Source organism: Pseudomonas trivialis (genome assembly GCF_001439805.1).
Taxonomy (GTDB): Bacteria; Pseudomonadota; Gammaproteobacteria; order Pseudomonadales; family Pseudomonadaceae; genus Aquipseudomonas; species Aquipseudomonas trivialis.
Window position 1 is genome coordinate 18,259 of the sequence record NZ_JYLK01000016.1, and the last position, 22,335, is coordinate 40,593.

Here is a 22,335-nt window from a genome sequence, read left to right on the forward strand (position 1 = left end):
CCTGGAGGACTGCCCCATGAACCGATCCACCCCCTTTGACCTGCCCATCAGCGGCATGAGTTGCGCCAGCTGTGCCGGCCGGGTCGAACGCGCGCTGGGCCAGGTGCCGGGTGTGCACAGCGTCAGCGTCAACCTGGCCAGCGAGCGCGCCCATGTCAGAGTGCTCGGCCCCATGGACCCTGGCGTATTGATCGCCGCCGTCGAAAAGGCCGGCTACACCGCCGTCCTGCCCCAAACTCACCTCGACACCCAGGCCGACCAGGCCCGGCACCTGCACCGCGAGCGCTGGGCGTTGCTGCTGGCGATTGCGCTGGCGCTGCCCCTGGTGCTGCCGATGCTGGTGCAACCCTTCGGTCTGCACTGGATGCTCCCGGCCTGGGCGCAGTTCGCCCTGGCCACGCCGGTACAGTTCATCCTCGGTGCGCGCTTTTACAGCGCCGCGTGGAAGGCCGTGCGGGCCGGCAGCGGCAACATGGACCTGCTGGTGGCCATTGGCACCAGCGCCGCGTACGGCCTGAGCGTCCATCAATGGCTGAGCGCCGCCGCGCCGCACTTGTATTTCGAAGCCTCTGCGGTGGTGATCGCCCTGGTGCTGCTCGGCAAACACCTGGAAAGCCGCGCCAGGCGCCAGACTGCCAGCGCCATCCGTGCCCTGGAGGCCCTGCGCCCGGAGCGGGCGGTGCGCGTGCGGGACGGACGTGAAGAAAGCGTCGCCATCCACCAGCTCAAGCGCCACGACCTGGTCATGGTCAAGCCCGGCGAGCGCTTCCCGGTGGACGGTGAAGTGGTGGACGGCCACAGCCACGCCGACGAAGCGCTGATCAGCGGCGAAAGCCTGCCGGTGCCCAAACAGCCGGGCGACCCGGTTACCGGCGGCGCCATCAATGGCGAAGGCCGCCTGCTGGTGCGCACCCTGGCCCTTGGCGCAGAAAGCGTGCTGGCGCGGATCATTCGCCTGGTGGAAGACGCCCAGGCGGCGAAGGCGCCCATCCAGAAACAGGTGGATAAAGTCAGCCAGGTGTTCGTCCCGGCGGTGCTGGCGCTGGCGTTGATCACCCTGGTGGGCTGGTGGCTGTACGGCGCGCCGCTGGAAACCGCGATCATCAATGCGGTCGCCGTGCTGGTGATCGCCTGCCCCTGCGCCCTGGGGTTGGCCACGCCCACCGCGATCATGGCCGGCACCGGCGTCGCCGCGCGTCACGGCATTCTGATCAAGGATGCCCAAGCGCTGGAGCGCGCCCATGCCGTAAGCACCGTGGTGTTCGACAAGACCGGTACCCTCACCAGCGGCGCGCCAACCATTGCGCACCTGGTGGCGGTGGAGGGCAACGCGTCACAGCTGCTGCAACAGGCCGGCGCGTTGCAACGTGGCAGCCAGCACCCGTTGGCCAGGGCGGTACTGGATGCCTGCAACGAACAGGGTCTGCCCGTCGCCGACGCGAGTGCCAGCCAATCCCTCACCGGGCGCGGCATGACCGGCACCGTCGACGGTCGGCAACTGGCGCTGGGCAACACGCGCATGCTGCAAGAACACGGCTTGAGCACAGGCGAACTGGCAACCCGCGCCAGCGCCTGGGAAGCCGAAGGTCGTACCCTGTCCTGGCTGATCGAACAAGGCGCGCAACCGCGCGTGCTCGGGCTGTTCGCCTTCGGCGATACGCTCAAGCCCGGCGCGCTGGCGGCGGTGCAAGCGCTCAAGGCGCAACACATCAGCAGCCACTTGCTCACCGGCGACAATCGCGGCAGCGCGCAGGCCGTGGCCCAGGCGCTGGGTATTGAGGAGGTGTACGCGCAGGTGCTGCCCGCCGAGAAAGCCGCGATTATCGCGCAGCTGAAAAAAACCGGGGTGGTGGCGATGATCGGCGACGGCATCAACGACGCCCCGGCCCTGGCCGCTGCCGATATCGGCATTGCCATGGGCGGCGGCACCGATGTGGCCATGCACGCTGCCGGTATCACCCTGATGCGCGGCGACCCGCGCCTGGTGCCGGCGGCGCTGCAGATCTGCCGCAAAACCTGTGCAAAAATCCGCCAGAACCTGTTCTGGGCCTTTGTGTTTAACGTGATTGGTATTCCGCTGGCGGCATTCGGCCTGCTCAACCCGGTGATTGCCGGCGCGGCGATGGCCTTGTCCAGCGTCAGCGTAGTGAGCAATGCGCTACTGTTGAACACCTGGAAACCGCAGCACCTGGAGGACAAACACCCATGAACATCGGCCAAGCTGCTCGCCACAGTGGCCTGAGCGCAAAGATGATTCGCTACTACGAATCCATCGGCCTGCTCGAAGCCGCCCAGCGCACCGACAGTGGCTACCGCGTATACGGCGCGCAGGACCTGCACACCCTGGCGTTCATCAAACGCTCGCGGGACCTTGGGTTTTCATTGGAAGAGGTCGGCAAGTTGCTGACCCTGTGGCAGGACCGGCAACGCGCCAGCGCCGATGTAAAGGCACTGGCGCGTCAGCATATCGAGGCGTTGAACCAGAAGATTCTGGAGCTTGGGCAACTGCGCGACACCCTGCAGGACCTGATGGATCACTGCCAAGGCGACCACCGGCCGGACTGCCCGATCCTCAAGGAGTTGGCGTCCGGAAGCTGTTGCGCCTGAAGATCTTAATGACACACCACGAACCAATGTGGGAGGGGGCTTGCTCCCTCCCACATTTTTAATCTTCATTTATCTGAAGATCACTGCATCCACGGCGGCGGCGGTGGCTCGTCGGATCCCTTGCTCGGTGGCGCATCATCCGCCGCCCGAATCGCCTGCTTGCGCGCTTCATCCAGCCGCGCCGCTTCGATTTCGCGGATCACACCGCCCACGTCCGCCAGCTCTTCCGGCTCGTCGAACTCACCGGTCAACACGCTGGCCGGGTGCAGGGTGCCGGCTTCGTACAACGCCCACATTTCCTTGGCGTATTTGGTCGCCTTCAACTCCGGGGCAAAACGCCCGAAGTAGGACGCCATGTTGCCCACATCGCGCTCGAGCATGCTGAACGCGTGGTTGTTGCCCGCCGCATCCACCGCCTGAGGCAGGTCGATGATCACCGGGCCCGTAGGCGTGAGCAGTACGTTGAACTCGGACAGGTCACCGTGCACCAGGCCGGTACACAGCATCAGCACGATCTGGGAGATCAGGAAGGCGTGGTATTCGCGCGCCTGATCCGGGTCCAGGGTCACGTCGTTCAGACGCGGCGCTGCATCACCGTATTCATCGGCCACCAGTTCCATCAACAGCACGCCTTCGAGAAAGTCGTACGGCTTGGGCACGCGAACGCCCGCACCGGCCAGGCGGAACAATGCCGCCACTTCCGCGTTCTGCCAGGCGTCTTCGGTTTCTTTCTTGCCGAACTTGGAGCCCTTGGCCATGGCCCGGGCCTGGCGGCTGTTGCGGACCTTGCGGCCCTCCTGGTATTCGGACGCCTGACGAAAACTTCGTTTATTCGCCTCCTTGTAAACCTTGGCGCAACGCAATTCGTTGCCGCAGCGCACCACATAAACAGCTGCTTCTTTACCACTCATCAGAGGGCGCAGCACTTCGTCGACCAGACCGTCTTCGATCAGGGGTTCAATGCGTTTAGGAGTCTTCATCAGCTTTTATTGTGGGTCCTTTATTACCAAATACGCGTATGGCACTCGTTATACGGCAATCGGCGCGCCGGTGGGAGAGGCGACCGACCTTTGACCACCCAAGAATGCATCCTGTGTGCCAATTTCACTGCCCATCAACGTTCAATGATGGCAGTCACCCCCTGACCGCCGGCGGCACAAATCGAAATCAGTCCGCGCCCCTTGCCCGCTGCGTCGAGCAACTTGGCCAGGCTGGCGACGATCCGCCCACCGGTCGCCGCAAACGGGTGCCCGGCGGCCAGGGAGCTGCCCTTGACGTTCAGCCGGCTGCGGTCGATAGCCCCCAGCGGCGCGTCCAGCCCCAGGTGCGTCCGGCAATAGTCGGCGTCTTCCCAGGCCTTGAGCGTGCACAGCACCTGGGCGGCGAACGCTTCGTGGATTTCGTAGTAATCAAAGTCCTGCAGCGTCAGACCATTCCTCGCCAACAGGCGCGGCACCGCGTACACCGGCGCCATCAACAGGCCCTCGGCGCCGTTGACGAAATCCACTGCCGCCGCTTCGCCGTCGCGCAGGTACGCCAGAATCGGCAAGCCGCGCTCACGGGCCCAGGCTTCGCTGCCCAGCAACACCAGGGATGCACCATCGGTGAGCGGTGTGGAGTTGCCGGCGGTGAGCGTGCCTTTTTCACTGCGCTCGAAGGCAGGCTTGAGCGCGGCGAGTTTTTCCAGGGTCAGGTCGGGGCGCAGGTTGTTGTCACGGGTGAGCCCCATAAACGGTGTGAGCAAATCGTTGTGCCAGCCTTCGGCATAAGCAGCGGCCATTTTCCGGTGACTCTCAAGGGCCAGCTGGTCCTGCTCGGCGCGGGGGATCTGCCAAGTCTGCGCCATCAATTCACAGTGCTGGCCCATCGACATCTTGGTGCGCGGTTCACCATTGCGCGGCAGCTCGGGCTTGAGGTGCTGCGGGCGAAGTTGTAACAGGACTTTTAATTTATCCGCCAGAGACCTGGCGCGATTGGCCTGCAGCAGGATCTTGCGCAGCCCTTCATTCACGCCAATCGGCGCGTCCGAGGTGGTGTCGACGCCGCCGGCAATACCGCACTCGATCTGGCCCAGAGCGATCTTGTTGGCCACCAGCAACGCCGCCTCCAGCCCCGTGCCGCAGGCCTGCTGGATATCATAGGCCGGCGTCTGCGGCGACAGCCGCGAGCCCAGGACGCACTCGCGGGTGAGGTTGAAGTCGCGCGAATGCTTGAGCACAGCGCCGGCAACCACTTCGCCAATGCGCTGGCCGTGCAGGTCGTAGCGTTCAATCAAGCCTTCCAGCGCAGCGGTCAGCATCGCCTGGTTGCTCGCCGTGGCGTAAGGGCCATTGGAGCGGGCAAACGGAATGCGGTTACCGCCAATGATCGCCACACGGCGCAATTGAGTCATAAGAAGCTCCCTCTGTCGGTTGCGGGCTGGATCACTGAGCCTAGTCGAACGACTGCTACCCTGGAAGGGTCAACCGTTTGAACCCCAGCCCTCGGAGAGCGTTCCATGTCTGACCGTTATATCGACTTCGCCAACTCAAGCCTCGGCCATCGCCTGGTCGCCGCCATTGGCCTGCCGTCACCGGTGCGGCTGGAACGCTGGCAAGCCGGGCGCCTGCGTCCGGTGGAGGGAGCGCTGTTGCTGAGCGGCGGCGCGCTGGCCGACAAGGTGCAGGCCTTTGCCCACAAATTTACCGACGCCACTTACCGCTATGGCACCGAGGCCTCGACCTGGATTCCCGGCCACGGTCCCACACTCAAGGCGGTGGTGTTCGACGCCAGCGGCTTGCAGCACACCGATCAGCTCAAGCAACTGCGCGAGTTCTTCCAGCCGCTGCTCAAGAACCTCGACTACAGCGCCCACCTGGTGATCCTCGGTCGCGCGCCGGAATGCCTCGGCGATCCGTTTGCCGCCAGCGCCCAGCGCGCCCTCGAAGGGTTCAGCCGTTCCCTGGCCAAGGAGCTGCGCAGCGGCGGTGTGCTGCAGTTGCTGTATGTCGGCGAGGGGGCTGAAGACCAGTTGGAAGGTGCGCTGAGGTTTTTCCTCTCGCCCAAAAGCGCCTACATTTCGGGCCAGGTGCTGCGCCTGCAAGCCTGCGCAACGCCAGTGGAGGACTGGACGCGGCCACTGGCCGGGCGCAAGGCGCTGGTCACCGGCGCCGCACGCGGGATTGGCGCCTCCATCGCCGAAACCCTGGCCCGCGATGGCGCCGAGGTGATCCTGCTGGACGTGCCCCAGGCCAAGGCCGACCTCGACGCCCTGGCCGCGCGCCTCAGCGCGCGCACCATCACCCTGGATATCTGCGCCGAAGACGCCGCCGCCCAGTTGATCGAACACCTGCCCGACGGCCTCGACATCCTGCTGCACAACGCCGGCATCACACGCGACAAGACCCTGGCCAACATGACCCCGGAATACTGGGACGCCGTGCTGGCAGTCAATCTCAATGCGCCGCAGGTGCTGACCAAGGCCCTGCTCGACAGCGGCACCCTGCACGACAACGCGCGCGTGGTGCTGCTGGCCTCCATCAGCGGCATCGCCGGCAACCGCGGGCAGACCAACTACGCCGCAAGCAAGGCTGGCCTGATCGGCCTGGCCCAAGCCTGGGCACCGCTGTTGCAGCAACGAGGCATCAGCATCAATGCCGTGGCGCCGGGGTTTATCGAAACCCAGATGACCGCACATATTCCGTTCGGCCTGCGTGAGGCCGGGCGACGCATGAGTTCACTGGGCCAAGGCGGCCTGCCCCAGGATGTCGCCGAAGCCGTGGCATGGCTCGGCCAGCCGGGGTCCGGCGCGGTCACCGGCCAGGCCCTGCGGGTCTGTGGGCAAAGTCTTCTGGGAGCGTAAGCATGGATTGGCAAACACTGGACAGCCCGCCGCTTCTACCGCCGCTGTATTGGCGCGCGGCGCTCAAGCGCAAGATCAGCGGCAGCACGCTGCCCGACAAGGGCCTGCGCTGCCGGGTCAGCCTTGACCCTCGGCACGTGGCAGCGTATCGCAAGGTCTGCGGTTTTGCCGACGGGCCGATATTGCCGGCGACTTACCCGCATATCCTCGCGTTCGGCCTGCAAATGCAACTGCTCACCGACCGACAGTTCCCGTTTCCCTTGCTGGGGCTGATCCACCTGAGTAATCGCATTCGCCTGCATCGGCCCTTGGGCGGTGTCAGCGAGCTGACCCTGGCGGTGCATGCCGAAAACCTCCAGCCCCACGCCAAGGGTGCGACTTTCGATCTGGTGACCACCGCCCACGATGCCCTCGGCCTGCTGTGGCAAGCCGAGAGCCGCATGCTGTGCCGAGGCGTCAAGCTCGACGGTGACGCGCCGGATAACACGCGGCCTGCGCCCGTGGACGTCAGCGAACTGACCCACTGGAAAGCTCCGGCCGACATCGGCCGACGCTATGCGCGGGTGTCCGGTGACTACAACCCGATCCACCTGAGCGCGCTCACCGCCAAACTGTTCGGCTTCCCCCTGGCTATCGCCCATGGCTTGTGGAACAAGGCGCGCCTGCTTGCTGCGCTGGGTGAGCACTTGCCTGCGGCGAATGTGGAGATTGACGTGGAGTTCAGGAAGCCGGTGCGCCTGCCCGGCGAAGTGACGCTATCTGCCAGCGCAGCGGGGGCCAGCGGTGAATTGCAGCTCAAAGGTGCGGGAGATATCGAACACATGGTCGGCACCTGGCGACCTATTGCTTGAATGTGGAAGGCTCCGCCAAGTCTTCGACTTAGCGCTGTCGCGCAGCAAACTGGGGCTCTGTGGCGAGCGGGCTTGCCCCGCGTTGGGGCGCGAAGCGCCCCCAATCAAAGAACACGCGGTGTACCTCACACTACGCAGAACAGGGTTTGGGGTCTGCTGCGCAGCCCAACGCGGGGCAAGCCCGCTCGCCACAGGAATGTGGCTGCCTGAAACTTCAGGTTTTAAAATCAATACGTTATTTTGTGTTTGATAAGAGGGGGCTTGCTCCCTCCCACATGAACCCCATTCACATGCTGGAGCTGGGGTGTGTTTAACGGGGCGGGTAGCTTGAGAGGATTCGCGCCACCGTGGTGCGTATGGCTTTGTCGCGGTCCTGCGGATTGGGCGAGCTGGCCATCAGTTGCTCGTCGCTGCCGCGCCACACCAGCTTGCCGTCCTTGCCGTCGAGCAGGTCAATCTGCAGGGTCGCCACCTTGTAGGTGAGGTTGCGCGTTTCGTTGTACATCGGCGCGCCCCAGTAGCCGTTCCACGGGTTGCCCCACGGGCCGCCGTAGTTGGTGGTGACTTGTTGCTGGCGATCTTCGACGATCAGGTAGGCCTGCACACGCAGGTCGGCCCGCGCGCCTGGCGCGGCAGCACGCAGGCCGCGCTGGTCCAGTTGCTCGCCCACGGCCTGGCGAATGCGCTGTTCGGTGAGGTCGCTCTTGATGCGCGGATCATCCGGGCTGTATTGCAGGGCCGGGTCTTTCCAGGCCCAACTGCGGTAGGCGCCGAAGTCTCGGCTGGCATCAAAGTCGTGGTTGACCTGGCCAGTCTGGCAACCGCCCAGCAGCAGGACAACGGCAAGCGCAGCGATACGTCGAAACATGGTGATTCTCCCGAATCAATAGCGTTAATGCGGAGGATACGCCGTCAGCGCCTTTTGCACCGCCTGGCGCAATGCATCGGCGCGTTCGCCCAGGCTGCCCGAGCTGCCGGTTTCCGCGCTGGCACTCCACACGGGCTGGCCGCTGCGCGCGTCGAACAGGTCGACCCGCACCACAACCACCTGCACTTCATAGGTGCGCACCAACGGCGCCGAGTTGTACATCCCGTAGCCGTTGCCATAGCGGTTGTAGCCGCTGTAACCGCTACCGTAGCCGCCGCCGTAACCATAGTCATCGCGCACCTGCCGCAGGCGCTTTTCCGTGTGCACGTCGGCGCTGACCAACAGGTCCGGCGCGCGGTTGTCGTGCAGCGGGCGCAGGCCACGCTGATCCAGCGCACCGCTGACCGCCTCGGCAATCTGCGCCGAATCCGCCCAGGCACTGCCCGCCGGGAGCTGGCCGTTGCGCCAGGCCCAATTGCGGTAGGCGCCGTAATCGCGCACCGGCGCCGGATACGCGCTGGCATCGAACACATTGGCCGCCTGTGCAGGTGCCGGCGGCATCGGCGCCGAACTGGCCACGTAAGGGTTGGGGCTGGAACAGGCGCCCAACCCCAGGGATAACAGGATCAAACCGAGACGACGCATGTTGACCTCCGCACACTGGCGTGCTTAAACCGGACGGCACATCCAGTGCAAATAGCGCCCAAGTCCGGCAAAGGCTGGGTGACGACGATGAGCGAGCTCCATCTCGACTAGGTCCTGCAACTGCGCGCGGGCCTGGAATTCCACCGGCATGTAGTCGTGAAACACTCTGACACCGCTTTGGCTTTCGACCTGCCACGCGCCGGCGAGTTGCGCCGCCAGTTCCCGTGGATCGAGGGGTTGCTGGGGCGTGAGGCTCTGCTTCTCGCCGGCCATGTCATTGTTACGCATCTTGCGAAAGTGGCCCTTGAGCAGGTTGCGGTAGATCAGCGCATCGCGATTGTAGAACGCCAGCGACAGCCAGCCACCCGGCACGGTCAGTTGGTGCAGCACTGGCAGGATTGCGTGAGGCTCGGCCAGCCACTCCAGCACGGCGTGGCACAGCACCAGGTCGTAGGGCTCGGTGAGCTGGCCGGGCAGATCCTGCCAGGGCGCATGGATGAAGGTTGCGCTCTGCCCGGCCTCGGCGAAACGCTGGCGCGCGCCGTCGAGCATTGGCGCGGCGGGCTCGGCCAGCGTCACCGTGTGGCCGCGTTCGGCCAGCCACAGCGACATGTGGCCCAGCCCCGCGCCGATGTCCAGCACCCGCAATGGGCGCTGCGGCAGGGCCTCGGCGAGGTCGGCCTGGAGTACCGCCAGGCGGATGGCGCCCTTGGCACCGCCGTAGATCTTCTCGGCGAAACGCGTGGCCAACTGGTCGAAGTGGCGGTCACTCATGGGCAAACCGCCGTTCGCTGTCGGCCAGCTTGGCGCGCACCACCGCGTCCATGTCCAGGCCCAGTTCGCTGCACAGCAGCAGCAGGTACAACACGATATCGCCGACTTCCTGCCCGGCGTGGGCGAGTTTTTCCGGCGGTAGCTGGCGCGACTGGTCTTCGCTGAGCCATTGGAAGATTTCCACCAGCTCGGCCATCTCCACACTGGCGGCCATGGCCAGGTTTTTCGGGCTGTGGAACTGCTTCCAGTCGTTGGTATCGCGGATGCGGTGCAGGCGTTCGGTGAGGTGTTCGAGGTTCATGCTGGGCTCCTGAAGGGGTATAGCTTCGGGGGGATGAGCTTTGAAGGCAAGTGAATAGCCTGCGCTGGCCTTCAGGACGCCATCGGGAGCAAGCCCCCTCCCACATTTGAAGGCATTCACACCTAACAATGTGGGAGGGGGCTTGCTCCCGATGAGGCCTTAATCAACAACGCTGAACTCAAGCCTGGCCGTCTGCCCGGCCTCATCCAGCACACTCAGTTGATAACGCCCGAGCCGATCAAAGCCGGCATTGATGCTGTCCTGATTGGCACTGTCCCCCAGCGGCGCACCGTTGAGGAACCACCAGCGCCGACCACTGCCCCCCAGCGCCGATAGCTTCAGGCGCAGCGTCTGCTGACTGGCGGCCGGCAGGCGCAACTGGTCACCTTCGCGCACGCCGACAATCGACAACGGCGACGCCGCCGCCAGTGCCGGCGGCGGGCAATCCGGGTCCGCCGCCGGAATGCGTGCTTCACGGCGCTCCACCTTCGGCAGCCACGGTTCCAGCGGCGCGGGCCACAGGGCAATATCTCGCGCAACCGCGCCGGGGCAATGGGCGTCGACGCGCAAGCCCTTGGCGTTGACCCACACGGTTTCCTTGAGGCCCACGCTCAGCGGCTGGTCCAACGCCTGCAGGGTCGGCGGTGTGGTGTTGTCCAGCGTCCAGGCAAAGCGCTGGCGCCGACAATTGGGGTCGCTGCGGCTCATGGGCTGGCCCAGCGGCCAGCAGATCGCCGCGACCCCGACATTGGCCGGCACCGGTTTGACCGGCGCGCTGATGCCGCGCTGGCTGTCGCGGTTGGCCAGCACATCGTGCACCTGCAGCATCAACGGCGCCGCCGACGCCAGGCCGAACTGCCCCGGCACCGGCGTGCCGTCCGGCCGGCCGATCCACACGCCGATCAGATAGCGCGGCCCCACGCCAATCGCCCAGGCATCGCGAAAGCCATAGCTGGTGCCGGTTTTCCAGGCCAGCGCCGGGCGTTGCACCAGTTCGGCACGGGGGTCACGGTCGGGCCGTGCCTGGCCGCTGAGGATGCGCCGCACAATCCAGGCGGACCCCGGCGACAGCAACGGACGCTCGCGCAGGATGTCGTCCGGCTGCAAACGGAGGGTCGCGCTTTTGCCGTCGCGGGCAAACGCACTGTAGCCACTCACTAAATCCTCAAGGCGACTGCCCGCGCCGCCGAGGATCAGCGCCAGGTTTGGCTCGGCCAGCGCCGGCAATGCCAGGGGCACGCCGCCGATGCGCATCTGCGCGGCAAACCGCTTGGGCCCGTAGGCTTCCAGCAACTGCACCGCCGGCAGATTCAACGAACTGGACAGCGCGGTACTGGCCGGCACCGCGCCGGTAAAGCCCATGGAAAAATTGCCCGGTCGATAATCGCCATAGCGCCGGGGCACGTCCTGCAACAGCGATTCGGAATGAATCAGCCCCTCGTCCAAGACCATGCCGTACAAAAACGGTTTCAAGGTCGAGCCGGGCGAGCGCAGGGCGCTGATCATGTCCACATGGCCGAAGCGCCTGGCGTCGTTGATGTCCACCGAGCCCAGGTAAGCGCGCACGGCCATGGTTTCTTCCTCCACCACCAGAATCGCGGCCGAGGTGTGCTCGGGCAGGCGCGCGCGCCAGCCCAGCAACAGGTCTTCGAGACGGCGCTGCAGGGTAGCGTCCAGCGTGGTGCGGATCAGCGGCGGGCTGTCCGGGCGGTTAAGGCGACGCGCGAGCAACGGCGCCAGGCTCGGTTCCAGGCGCGGCGCCAGCAGCAGCGGTTCTTCCAGGGCCTCATCGACCGCTGCCTGCGGCCACACCTGAAACTCGGCGAGGCGGCGCAGCACTTTGTCTCTGGCCTGCTGGGCGCGCTGCGGGTGGCGGTCCGGGCGCAGGCGGCTGGGCGCCTGGGGCAGTACCGCGAGCAAGGCCGCTTCGGCACGGGTGAGCTGCGCCGGAGACTTGCCCAGGTACGCCCAACTGGCCGCCGCCACGCCCTGCAAGGTGCCGCCGAACGGCGCGCGGTTGAGGTAGAGGTTGAGAATCTGCTCCTTGGACAGGTGCCACTCCAACTGCGCGGTGCGCCACAGCTGACGCAACTTGCCGTGCCAGGTGCGCGAATGCGGGTCGAGCAGGCGCGCCACCTGCATCGACAGGGTGCTGCCGCCCGACACCACCCGTGCGCCGGTAAGGTTCTGCCAGGTGGCGCGCACCAGCGCCAGCGGGTTTACGCCGGGGTGTTCGTAGAACCAGCGGTCTTCGTAGGTGAGCAGTGCATCGAGGTAATACGGCGAGACTTCACCGGTTTGCACCGGGTAACGCCATACACCCTTGGCATCGGCGAAGCGCCACAAGGGCGTGCCATCCTCGGCCAACACCACACGGGCGAGATCGTCCTGGGGCAGCGGCAAGGGCCAGAGGCGGTCGGCCAGCCACAACAGCGCTACCACCAACAACACAATTGCAAAGGCCCAGCGCAGCACCTGTGGGAGGGGGCTTGCTCCCGATGGCGACCTTCCAGCCAACGTATTCACAGCTGACACACCGCTATCGGGAGCAAGCCCCCTCCCACCTTGAGTTGCATGATTAATCGAAACCTCAAACCGCCAAACCTCTATGCTTGCAGGGAACTAGCCCGCGTTATCGGCAACCAAAGGCACACACACGCCCACCTTCTCATCAGGACACACACATGCAGGTAGAAAGCTTCTTCGAATGGTTGGGCCAGGCACTGGGTTCGGTGATCCGGTTTATCGTCGACGGCCTCAGCGGCCTGTTCGGGGCCTTGACCCATGCCGGCGGCAACTTTGTCGAAGGCCTGTCGCGCACCCTGGGCATGGACACCTCGATCATCAGCGTCATCACCCTGATCCTCGGCCTGATGCTGCTGTACTCGGCGGTGCGTGCGTTCATGCGCGCGTCGATCATCATGGGGATCATCTGGCTGATGCTGGGGTTATGGTTGTTGAGCTGGGTCGTGCACTGACCCAGCCTGCCCCCTCCCACATTTGCCTGTCTTCAATTCGGGCCCTCAGCGGCCCTTGATCACCATGTCTGCCGGGGTCTCGCCCACCGCCTGCCAGTTCGGCCGGTACATCGACTCCACCTGCGGCGGCGGCACACGGTAGGTGCCCGGAGTGACCGCACGCGCCAGGTACAGCAGGTGCGTGGCGCCGTAGCCGTCCAGGTTCAGCGCCGCCACATAGCGGTCATCGCGGAACTCCTGATGTTTGAGCGATGCGTTCTGCATCGACTCGCGCCATTCCTTCACCTGGCTGCTGGCGTTCTCAAGGCTGGCGGCGCTTTGCGCCAGGTTCTGGTTTTCCAGCTCCAGGCCGGCCGGCAGCAGGTCCACCACCAGCGCATCCGGCACGCGCTGTTTGGCGCCGACCGTCAAGTGCACCAGCACCAGGTCGCCGCTGTTGAGGTTACGCAGGTTCAACGGCTGGCCGTTCATGCCCAGGTATTCGCGGTGGATACTCAGGTTGTCGCCGCCCGGCGCCGGGGGCACCTGTGGATAACCCGAAATCGTCAGTTGCTGATACACCGGCGTTTCGCCCCCATTGCTCAGGCTGAGGTCGCCCGCCAGCGACGTGTCATCCAGTTGCACGGTCGAGTGCTGGTTGTTCAGTGCCTGCGCACCGCCGCTGCCGGTCAAGGCGACCTGCCAGTTCGCCTCGGGTTGGGCAAACCCGAGCCGCCCGGCCAGAAACAGTGAATTGCGCTCCTGGGTCGACAGGTACGGACTGGCCGCCAACTGGTCCGACAAGCTGAACAGGCGCTCTTCACGCGTGCCCTTGGCCAGGTCATTTTCCTCCAGCAACGCCAGGATCATCGCCTGATCGCGCAGTGGGCTGCCGTAATCGGCCAGCCATTCCCTGGCGCTGCGCTGGGCGGCGAGCCCTGCCTGCAATGCCTGATCGGCACGCGGCTGGTCGCCCATCTTCTGCAAGGCGATGGACAATTGCACCAGCGGCAACCCGGAACGCGCGTCGCTGCGCCGCTCGAAAATGCTGCGCAATGCGCCCAACGGCGCCTGCTGACTGCGCGCCAGCACCATGCCGGCGTAGGCCTGCACGGCAAAGCGGGTGTGTTCGGCGTTGTCGCTGTAATCCACCTCGATCAGGTTGCGCTCCTGCACATAGCGCAGCAGGCGCTCACTGGCTTTTTTCAAGGCTTCAGGCGGTACGGCAAACCCCTGGTCGCGGGCGCGCAGCAGGAAGTCGGTGACGTAGGCGGTCAGCCAGTATTCCTCCTCGCCATCGGCGCCCCACAGGCCAAAGCTGCCGTTATAGCGCTGCATGCCCAGCAGACGCTCGATGCCCAGCTCAATCTTGCGCTTGCGCTCGGCGTCCGGTTCGCCCTTGATGCTCAGGCGTTTGAGCAACGCCTCATCGGCATACAGCGACGGGTACAGGCCGCTGGCGGTTTGCTCCAGGCAGCCGTAGGGATACGCCTTGAGCGCCGCGATTTGCGCGCCCAGGTTCAACGGCGGTCGGCTCGACAGGCTCAACAGCGCCTCACGCCCGGAGGCATCGAACTGATCCAGCGCGCCCGCCGGCAGGCTCCACGGCTGGTCCTTGAGCACGGCGCGGTAATGTTTGAGCAACGCCGGGTAGGCCGGGCGCACGCCCAAGGTCCACTCGCGGCTGAACGGCGGCAGGTTTTCCCCTGGCAGGTCCAGGCCATTGACGCTCACCTTGACCTTGCCCTGCCCCAGGCCGCCCCAGGCTTTCACCGGAATGCGCAGCGTGGTGCGCTGCCCCTGTTTCAACTCGACGGTTTGCGCACCGCCATTGACCAGTTCCAGTTGCCCTTCGGCGCTCAACTGCACCTCCAGTTTCTGCGCCTTGCCGGACAGGTTGGACAGGTCCAGCGCCAGGGTGGTCTGGTCGCCACCGGCCAGAAAGCGCGGCGCCGACAGTTCAGCGATCAGCGGTGCGGCGATCACCGTCTTGCCCTCGGCCATGCCGTAGCGGTCATCGCTCCAGGCCTGGGCCATCAGGCGCAGTTCGCCGTTGAAGTCGGGAATATTGACGCTGACTTCGCCCTCACCCTGCTCGTTCAAGGTAACCGGCGCACTTTGCAGGGCGACGATGGTCACGCTGGTGTCCGGGCGCTTGCCGCCCTTGGCCAGCGCGGCGTCGCCACCGAACGCCAGGCTGGCCAGACGGCCCTGCCCGGCTTCGATCAACTGGCCGTAGATGTCGAACTGATCGACACCGTAGGCCTTGCGACCGAACAAGCTGGAGTACGGGTCGGGCGTCGGGTATTCGGTGATATTGAGGATGCCCACGTCCACCGCCGCCAGCAGCACATGCACCTGCCTGGGCACGCTGCCGTCGGCATTTTTGGCGGCGATCTTCACCGTCAGCGGTTGTTTGGGGCGCATTTTTTCCGGCGCGGTGAGGGTCAGGCCGAGTTTGCGCTGGGCGCGATCCAGCGGCAGGTGCAGCAGGCCCACGGCGCGCTTGGGGGTGATATTGGCCTTGCGCTCGCCGGGACGAACCACCAGGGCGCTAACGTAGAGGTCATGCCGCGCCCATTTCGGGTCGAGTTTCACAGCGAAGCTTTTGCCTTCGGCCGGCACGTCGATTTCCTGCCACCATAACGGCCCTTCGGCGGATTCCACCAGCAGGTAGCCCTTACCGGCCGCCGGCGGCGTCACCGTGACGTTGGCGGTGTCGCCGTCGCCATAGGCGGGTTTATCCAGCGCCAGCTTGACCTGATCCGGCCGTACGGCGCCGCCTTCGGTATTGTCCTGGGCCTGGTAGCCGGCCCAGAACCGCAGGCTGCTGACCAGCCCGGTCTGCGGGTCTTCAACCTCGACGCGGTAAGGGCCCCACTCCACCTGGAAGCTGACCCTGGCGGTATCGCCGGCCTTGATATTGAGGGTCTGCTCGTCGAGGTTGAGGAATTTTTCGTTGAAGTGATAGCTCCAGCCGTCGTTGTCGGAGTAGTTCCAGTAGTAGTCACGACGCTCGCGCACCAGGCGCACCTTGAGGTTCTGCGCGGCGAGTTTCTGCCCCGCCTGGTTGGCCACCAGCACTTCGAATTCCGCCGGGCCGTCACCCTGGGTTTCCTTGCCGTCAAACAGCCCGCGCAGGCCCGGCAGTTGCTCGGCCGGCCAGACCGGCTGCACCAGGCGCCGGGTGATCGGGCGCCCGCCGGACTCCTGCAGGCTGGCCTGCACGATCAGTTGCAGCGGTGATTTGGCCTCGGCCCATTTGCTTTCCAGGGTCAACGCCTGCTGGCCCTTGGCGTCGAGCACGCTTTCGTCCAGCTCGAAATCCTGGCTCAGCTCTTCTTCAGTGACCGAGCCGAACTGATAACCCGGCAGCGACTTGACCGCTTCGCGCAGCGGGCGCACATACACCTGGCCGCTGACCCGATTGCCCGACGCCGGGGCGCCGTACAGGTAGCGCCCATTCACCTGGATGACCGGGTTGTCCGCCGGGCTCAGCGCGGTGTCGCTGCCCTTGAGTTCCAGCGCCAACCGCTCGGGCAGGAAATCCTCGACGAGAAATTCATACAACTGCGGCTTGCCGTCGCCCAGGTCGAACACCAGTTGCCAGCGCCCGGTGGGCGCTTCGCCGGCCAGTTGCAAGGGGTATTGATAGAGGCCGGAGGCATCGGCCTCCCACACGAATTTGCGGCTCACCTGTTCGTCCGGGCGGCGCACCTCGACGCTCACCGGCTGCGGCTTGACGGCGTTGCCGTCCTTGTCGCGCAGCAGGGCATTGAGCAGCACGGTTTCGCCGGGGCGGTACAGGTCGCGCGGGCCGAACACAAAAAACTGCAACGGGTGTGACGGTTGCCCGCCGATATCGAATTCGGCCAGGTCCAGCGCCGCACTGTCCAGACGCAACAGGCTGGTTTGCTCGCCCTGTTTGGCCAGCAGCACCTGGGCCTTTTTCGGCAGCGGCAACTCGGCGTGGCCGCCCTGTTCGGTCTTGCCCTGACCCAATACGCGGCCCTCGGCGTCCAGCACTTCAAGCTCGACGCCCTCCAGCGCCTTGCCACCTTCCAGCGCTTGGGTGAACACATCCAGACGATTGGCGTAGCGGTGCACCGACAGGCCGATATCACTCAAGGTGAACAGCGTGGCCGGTTGCGAATAGTTGTAGGTGCCCGACGCGCGCATCACCGCCAGGTACACGCCCGGCTGCTGCAATTGCTTCAGGCCGGCGATCGGCAACAACAGGGTTTCACGGGTGTTGCGCGCCGGGTTCAGGTCGAAACGGCCGCCGTAGACCAGGTCGGCCAGGGGCAGCAGTTCCTGGGATTCATAACTTTGCAGGCTGGTGTTGCGACCCCATTGCGCCAGGAACGTGGGCAGGGATTCAGGCTTGATGCGGAAGAATTCCACATCGATCTTGTCGACATTCAGCGCGATCACCGGCAAACCTTCGGCCAGACGCGTGGGCAACAGCGTGCCGCGGCTGGCAAAACCCACAGTGGCTTGCAGGTCTCGGGTTTCAAGGCGCGCGGTGTATTCGGCGGGCAGCAGGTTGTTGTTCACCGCCTTCACGCCGGGGTCGACGGTGAGGACCAGCTTGCGCTGCGGCTCCAGGTGACGCAGGCGCAGCTCCATCAGGTTGTCGGACAGCTCCCAGGCGCCATCGACCTTGCCCGACTTGCTGTCGACCAGATGCAGCTTGTCGGCGAATTTCTGGTCCGGATCCAACGGGATGGAAAAGCTCACCGACAAGGTACTGGCCCCGTCCAGCTGTACTTCGGACACGTCCACCACGCTCAACTCGCGCCCGGCATAGCGTTGCTTCAACGCGGCCACATCCGGCGCCGCCTTGGCCGATTTGGGCACCGCCGCCGCGCTGGGCGCAGACGGTGCAGCCGGTTTATCGGAGGAATCGCAGGCGCTCAGCAGGGCCAGCGCACAGGCCAGGAACAATCCTTTGTTAAGCATGGGGCACTCGTAATGAGAGGGAACCGGGTGTGAACTATATATCAGCCTAAGCGAGACTGCCGCTGGAGATCAAAAGGTGGGAGAGATCTGTGATCAAACACAAAATAACGGGTTGATTTTAAAACCTGAAACTTCAGGCAACCACAGAGGCTCTGTTTGCTGAGCGACAACGCCTCCCACAGTGGTTCCTTGGTGTGGCTGATACGAGGTTACAATGCCGCTCCCCGAAGGAGCCCCCATGCCGACCTTACTGAACGACTGGCGCGACCGCCCCACTCATCGCCGTGTCTGGGCGCTGGCGGCGCCGATGATTCTTTCGAATATTTCCGTGCCGCTGGTGGCGCTGGTGGACAGCATGGTCATCGGCCACCTGCCCCACGCCCATCAGTTGGGCGCCGTCGCGGTCGGGGCCACGCTGTATACCTTCCTCGCCTGGGCCATGGGCTTTCTGCGCATGGGCGCAACCGGCTTTGCCGCCCAGGCTGCCGGGCGCAATGACGGCACGGCGTTGCGGCAAATTCTGCTGCAAGGTCTGCTGCTGGCGCTGGGCCTGGCGATGCTGCTCGGCACCGTGGGCATACCCCTGAGCCATCTGGCGCTGGAATGGATGCAGCCCTCGGCCGAACTGGGCCAGCTCACCCGCGAGTTCTTCCACGCCCGCCTGTTCGGCCTGCCCGCCGCGCTGGCCAGCTACGCCCTGGTCGGCTGGTTCCTCGGCACGCAGAACGCCCGTGCACCGCTGGCGATTCTGCTGACCACCAACCTGGTGAACATCGCACTCAACCTGTGGTTCGTGCTCGGCCTGGATTGGGGCGTGGTCGGCTCCGCCCGCGCGTCGGTGATCGCCGAATGGACCGGCGCCCTGCTCGGCCTGGCGCTCACGCAAAAGGCCCTGCGCGCCTACCCCGGGCAGATCGCCTGGGCCGCGCTCAAGGTGTGGCAAAACTGGCAGCCGCTGCTGGCGGTCAACCGCGATATTTTTATCCGCAGCCTGGCCTTGCAGTCGGTGTTTTTCATGATCACCGTGCAGGGCGCACGCCTGGGCGATGCCACGGTGGCGGCCAATGCGCTGCTGCTCAACGGCCTGTTGCTGACCGCCCACGCGCTCGACGGCCTGGCCCACGCGGTGGAAGCCCTGTGCGGTCACGCCATCGGCGCCCACGACCGTCAGGCCTTGCGCCGCTCACTGATCGTTGCCTGCGGCTGGTCGCTGATCGCCAGCGTCGGGTTCGCCCTGCTGTTCACCTTCGCCGGCCATCTGTTTATCGCCATGCAGACCGACATCCCCAGCGTGCGCGACACCGCCGACCGCTACCTGCCCTATCTGGCCGTGCTGCCGCTGATTGCGGTGTGGAGTTACGTACTCGACGGGCTGTTTATCGGCGCCACCCGCGCGCGGGAGATGCGCAACGGCATGCTGCTGACGGTGCTGATCCTGCTGCCCATCGCCTGGCTGTTGCAGGGCTGCGGCAACCACGGCCTGTGGATCAGCTTCCTGCTGTTCATGGCCGTGCGCAGCCTTACCTTGTGGGCCATTGCCTGGCGCCTTAATCGACAGGGTCGCTGGCTTGGATGAATGCCGTGACGCGCTCCAGCACCGGCGCCAGCCAGCGCAGGGGTTTGGACATGGCCGCCACCAGCGTCTGATGGTTGGTGCGGCCGAAATAGAACGCCTGCACCGGCACCCCTGCCGCCCTCAAGCGTTCAGCCAGCCCACCGGTATTGCGCGTGGGATTGACCAGGTTGTCATCGTTGGAAGCAATCAACAGGCTGGGCGGCGCCGCAGCGCTGACATGGTTGATCGGTTGCGAATCCGGCGGTGAATCGGGGAAGAAAAACACCGGTTTCACGTCCGGGTTTTCAATCGGCAGAAAGTCATAAGGCCCGGCCAGGCCGATCCAGCCTTTGAATACCGACGGCGTCAGACCCACCTCTTTCAGCCAGCGTGCATCCAGCGCCAGCATCGACGCGTTGTAGGCGCCGGAGCTGTGGCCCATCACGTAAAGCCGCTTGGGGTCGGCGCCGTGCTGAACGGTCCAAGCGACTGCTGTGGCACCGTCCTGCAAAAATGCGGGGTAGCGGACTTGCGGGTAGAGCCGGTAATCGGCAATCACCACCACAATGCCGCGCGAGGCGAGGGCTTCGCCGACAAAACCGTAATCCTCTCTGGAGCCACTGTTCCAGCTGCCGCCGTAGAAAAACACCACCACGGGGGCATTCGAGACGGCCGGGAGTGGCCGGTAGACATCGAGTTTCTGCCGGGGGTCGCTGCCATAGGCGATTGCGGGTGTTTTGGTGAAGGTGCTGGAGGGCGTGAGTGCGTTGAGCACTTTGATGGGCGAGCAGGCGGCCATGAAGGCAGCCATCGCCAGGGTGAACATTTGCAGCCATTTGCTCGACATTGCTCAGCCCCCAGAGAATTTCAGGATCAGCAGTGCTTCAAATGTGGGAGGGGGCTTGCTCCCGATGGCCGTGTGTCAGTCGACATATGCACCAACTGACCAACCGCCATCGGGAGCAAGCCCCCTCTCGCATGGGTTACGAGGACAGGTACGAAGAGCGCGTGAGGCCCAAACGCAACGCGTCCAGAAACTGCGTACGCTCCGAGGCGGAGATCTTCGCGCTCGCGCACTTGTCGCGGTAGTGAGTCATCAACTCCTCCGGCGACAGGTGCACATAACGCAGCATGTCTTCGATGGTGTCGTGGGTCTCGATGCCGGCGCTGTACACCGAACCGTCTTCGCGCTGGTAGATGTTCACCGAGTCGGTATCACCGAACAGGTTGTGCATGTCACCAAGAATTTCCTGGTATGCGCCCACCAGGAAGATACCCAGCAGGTAGTCTTCGCCTTCGTTGAGGGCGTGCACCGGCAGGCTGGTTTCGATGCTTTGCTCGTCGACGTACTGCTTGATCTTGCCGTCGGAGTCGCAGGTCAGGTCCTGCAGCACCGCGCGGCGCAGCGGCTCTTCGTCGAGGCGGTGCAACGGCAAAATCGGCAGCACCTGGCCGATGGCCCAGGTGTCGGGCAGGCTCTGGAAGACCGAGAAGTTGCAGATGTACTTGTCGGCCAGCTTGTCGTTGAGTTCGTCCAGCACCTGGCGGTGGGAACGCTGACGCGCCTTGAGCGAGTTGTGCAGGCGGCGGCACACGGCGAAGTAGCATTGTTCGGCCAGGGCTTTTTCGGCCAGGGTCAGTTTGCCGTCGGCGTACTGGGTGGCCACGTCGCTCATGTAGTGGGTGGCGCGCCAGTAGGTTTCGGTGACCATCTCGATGTCGGTCGGGCCGAGCAGGTCCACCAGCCATTGCACGGTTTCCGGCAGGCTTTCCTTGTTTTCGATGGTCGGGATTTCGTCGTTGTGTTTCTCGACGTCGGTGACCTGCACCACCAGCATGGCGTGGTGAGCGGTCAGCGAGCGGCCGCTTTCGGAGAAGATGTTCGGGTGCGGCAGGCTCTGCGCGTCGCAGAATTCCTTGAGCATGCCCACCACCACGCCGGCGTAGTCGTCCATGTCGTAGTTGATGGAGCTGGCGTTGCGCGAGTGGGTACCGTCGTAGTCCACGCCCAGGCCACCGCCGACATCGATGTGGTCCACCGGCAGGCCGAGGTTGCGCAGTTCGCCGTAGTAACGAATGGCTTCCTTGAACCCGTGCTGGTAGTCGGCCAGGTTGGCGATCTGCGAACCCATGTGAAAGTGCAGCAGGCGGATGCCCTGATCCAGGCCGGCGGCGCGGAAACGCTCAACCACCGACAGCAATTGCGCCGCCGACAAACCGAACTTGGACTTCTCGCCACCGGTGTCCGCCCACTTGCTCGACGCCAGGGACGACAGGCGCACGCGCAGGCCCACCTGTGGCTTGACCTTGAGGCTGGCGGCCTCTTCGATCACCAGCTCAACTTCGGATTCTTTCTCGATCACGATAAATACGTTGTGACCGAGCTTCTGGCCCATCAGCGCCAGGCGGATGAACTCGCGGTCCTTGTAACCGTTGCAGACAATGGTGCCGCCCTTCGGCGCCAGGGCCAGCACCGCCAGCAGCTCCGGCTTGGAACCGGCTTCCAGGCCGATGGACACGTTCTGGGTGGCGATGATGTTTTCGATCACCGCTTCCTGCTGGTTCACCTTGATCGGGTACAGCGCGGTGTATTTGCTCTGGTATTCCAAACGCTCGATGTTCGCATCGAAGGCACCGGTGAGCTGGCGCACACGGTCTTGCAGAATATCGGGGAAGCGCACCAGCAACGGCAGCGACAGGCCGCTTTTACGCAGTTGGTCGACCTGCTCGTAGAGGTCGACAGGCGTGCTGTTCGGGCCGTTCGGACGGACTTCGACGCGACCGGCTTCATTGATCGCGAAATACCCGGCCCCCCAATGGCGAATCCCATAAACGCTGCGGCTGTCCGCAACGGTCCATTGGCTGCCATCGTCTTTGCGTGTGCGTCGTACGGACATCGAAGTCCCCTATAAATGAAGGCGAAAGCGCCACCTCAAGCGGAGGCTGGCGCAGTCTAAAGAATGAAAATGACGAT

16 protein-coding genes are annotated in these 22,335 nt (G+C 64.7%); 6 read left to right on the top strand and 10 right to left on the bottom strand.

All coding sequences use genetic code 11. The annotated features are described in order from the left end of the window. Positions 1-16 precede the first annotated feature (16 nt). Positions 17-2,209 (top strand): heavy metal translocating P-type ATPase, encoded by a 2,193-nt coding sequence (locus TU79_RS20270; RefSeq protein ID WP_057009668.1) that lies wholly within the window; start codon positions 17-19, stop codon positions 2,207-2,209. Beyond that, positions 2,206-2,607: a Cu(I)-responsive transcriptional regulator gene (gene cueR, locus TU79_RS20275; RefSeq protein ID WP_057009669.1), complete on the top strand. Its 402-nt coding sequence runs from the start codon at positions 2,206-2,208 to the stop codon at positions 2,605-2,607. Before TU79_RS20270 ends, cueR begins: the two co-directional genes overlap by 4 nt. 80 nt (positions 2,608-2,687) lie before the next feature. Here cueR and TU79_RS20280 read toward each other — a convergent pair whose 3' ends face one another. Continuing rightward, entirely contained in the window at positions 2,688-3,587 is a 900-nt protein-coding gene (locus tag TU79_RS20280) for a PA4780 family RIO1-like protein kinase (RefSeq protein ID WP_057009670.1), read from the bottom strand. Positions 3,588-3,721: 134 nt separating this feature from the next. After that, positions 3,722-4,999, bottom strand: a complete 1,278-nt coding sequence (locus TU79_RS20285) for an acetyl-CoA C-acetyltransferase (RefSeq protein WP_057009671.1) — start codon at positions 4,997-4,999, stop codon at positions 3,722-3,724. Between the two features lie 105 nt (positions 5,000-5,104). Between TU79_RS20285 and TU79_RS20290 the strand changes: the two genes are divergently transcribed. Both TU79_RS20290 and TU79_RS20295 read left to right on the top strand, forming a co-directional pair. After that, positions 5,105-6,448: a 3-oxoacyl-ACP reductase gene (locus TU79_RS20290; RefSeq protein ID WP_057009672.1), complete on the top strand. Its 1,344-nt coding sequence runs from the start codon at positions 5,105-5,107 to the stop codon at positions 6,446-6,448. 2 nt (positions 6,449-6,450) lie between these two features. After that, positions 6,451-7,299, top strand: a complete 849-nt coding sequence (locus TU79_RS20295) for a MaoC family dehydratase (protein WP_057009673.1) — start codon at positions 6,451-6,453, stop codon at positions 7,297-7,299. 310 nt (positions 7,300-7,609) lie between these two features. Here the strand turns inward: TU79_RS20295 and TU79_RS20300 are convergent, their stop codons facing one another. The 5 genes from TU79_RS20300 to pbpC all read right to left on the bottom strand — a co-directional run bounded on the left by TU79_RS20300 (position 7,610) and on the right by pbpC (position 12,362). Further along, positions 7,610-8,167, bottom strand: coding sequence for a DUF4136 domain-containing protein (locus tag TU79_RS20300; protein WP_057009674.1), 558 nt, complete (start codon positions 8,165-8,167; stop codon positions 7,610-7,612). A 24-nt stretch (positions 8,168-8,191) separates the two neighbouring features. Beyond that, a complete protein-coding gene (locus TU79_RS20305) occupies positions 8,192-8,812 on the bottom strand; it encodes a DUF4136 domain-containing protein (RefSeq protein WP_057009675.1) in 621 nt (206 codons plus the stop codon). A gap of 24 nt (positions 8,813-8,836) precedes the next feature. Next, the gene (locus tag TU79_RS20310) at positions 8,837-9,586 is read right to left on the bottom strand and encodes a methyltransferase domain-containing protein (RefSeq protein WP_057009676.1); all 750 of its coding nucleotides are present in this window, start codon (positions 9,584-9,586) and stop codon (positions 8,837-8,839) included. Continuing rightward, positions 9,579-9,887, bottom strand: coding sequence for a MazG-like family protein (locus TU79_RS20315; RefSeq protein WP_003233158.1), 309 nt, complete (start codon positions 9,885-9,887; stop codon positions 9,579-9,581). Before TU79_RS20315 ends, TU79_RS20310 begins: the two co-directional genes overlap by 8 nt. 159 nt (positions 9,888-10,046) lie before the next feature. Further along, entirely contained in the window at positions 10,047-12,362 is a 2,316-nt protein-coding gene (pbpC, locus tag TU79_RS20320) for a peptidoglycan glycosyltransferase PbpC (RefSeq protein ID WP_082638613.1), read from the bottom strand. 209 nt (positions 12,363-12,571) lie between these two features. Between pbpC and TU79_RS20325 the strand changes: the two genes are divergently transcribed. Continuing rightward, the gene (locus TU79_RS20325) at positions 12,572-12,865 is read left to right on the top strand and encodes a hypothetical protein (RefSeq protein WP_057009677.1); all 294 of its coding nucleotides are present in this window, start codon (positions 12,572-12,574) and stop codon (positions 12,863-12,865) included. 45 nt (positions 12,866-12,910) lie between these two features. Here TU79_RS20325 and TU79_RS20330 read toward each other — a convergent pair whose 3' ends face one another. Then, entirely contained in the window at positions 12,911-17,806 is a 4,896-nt protein-coding gene (locus tag TU79_RS20330) for an alpha-2-macroglobulin family protein (protein ID WP_057009678.1), read from the bottom strand. 238 nt (positions 17,807-18,044) lie between these two features. On the opposite strand from TU79_RS20330, the gene TU79_RS20335 reads away from it, so the two are divergent. Beyond that, on the top strand, positions 18,045-19,382 hold the full coding sequence (locus tag TU79_RS20335) for an MATE family efflux transporter (RefSeq protein ID WP_057009679.1): 1,338 nt from the start codon (positions 18,045-18,047) through the stop codon (positions 19,380-19,382). On the opposite strand, the gene TU79_RS20340 is transcribed toward TU79_RS20335, so the two are convergent. After that, complete coding sequence (locus tag TU79_RS20340) at positions 19,354-20,208, bottom strand: alpha/beta hydrolase (RefSeq protein ID WP_057009680.1); 855 nt, start codon at positions 20,206-20,208, stop codon at positions 19,354-19,356. The genes TU79_RS20335 and TU79_RS20340 overlap by 29 nt on opposite strands. A 136-nt stretch (positions 20,209-20,344) precedes the next feature. After that, positions 20,345-22,258, bottom strand: a complete 1,914-nt coding sequence (gene speA, locus TU79_RS20345; protein ID WP_003233168.1) for an arginine decarboxylase — start codon at positions 22,256-22,258, stop codon at positions 20,345-20,347. Positions 22,259-22,335 lie beyond the last annotated feature (77 nt).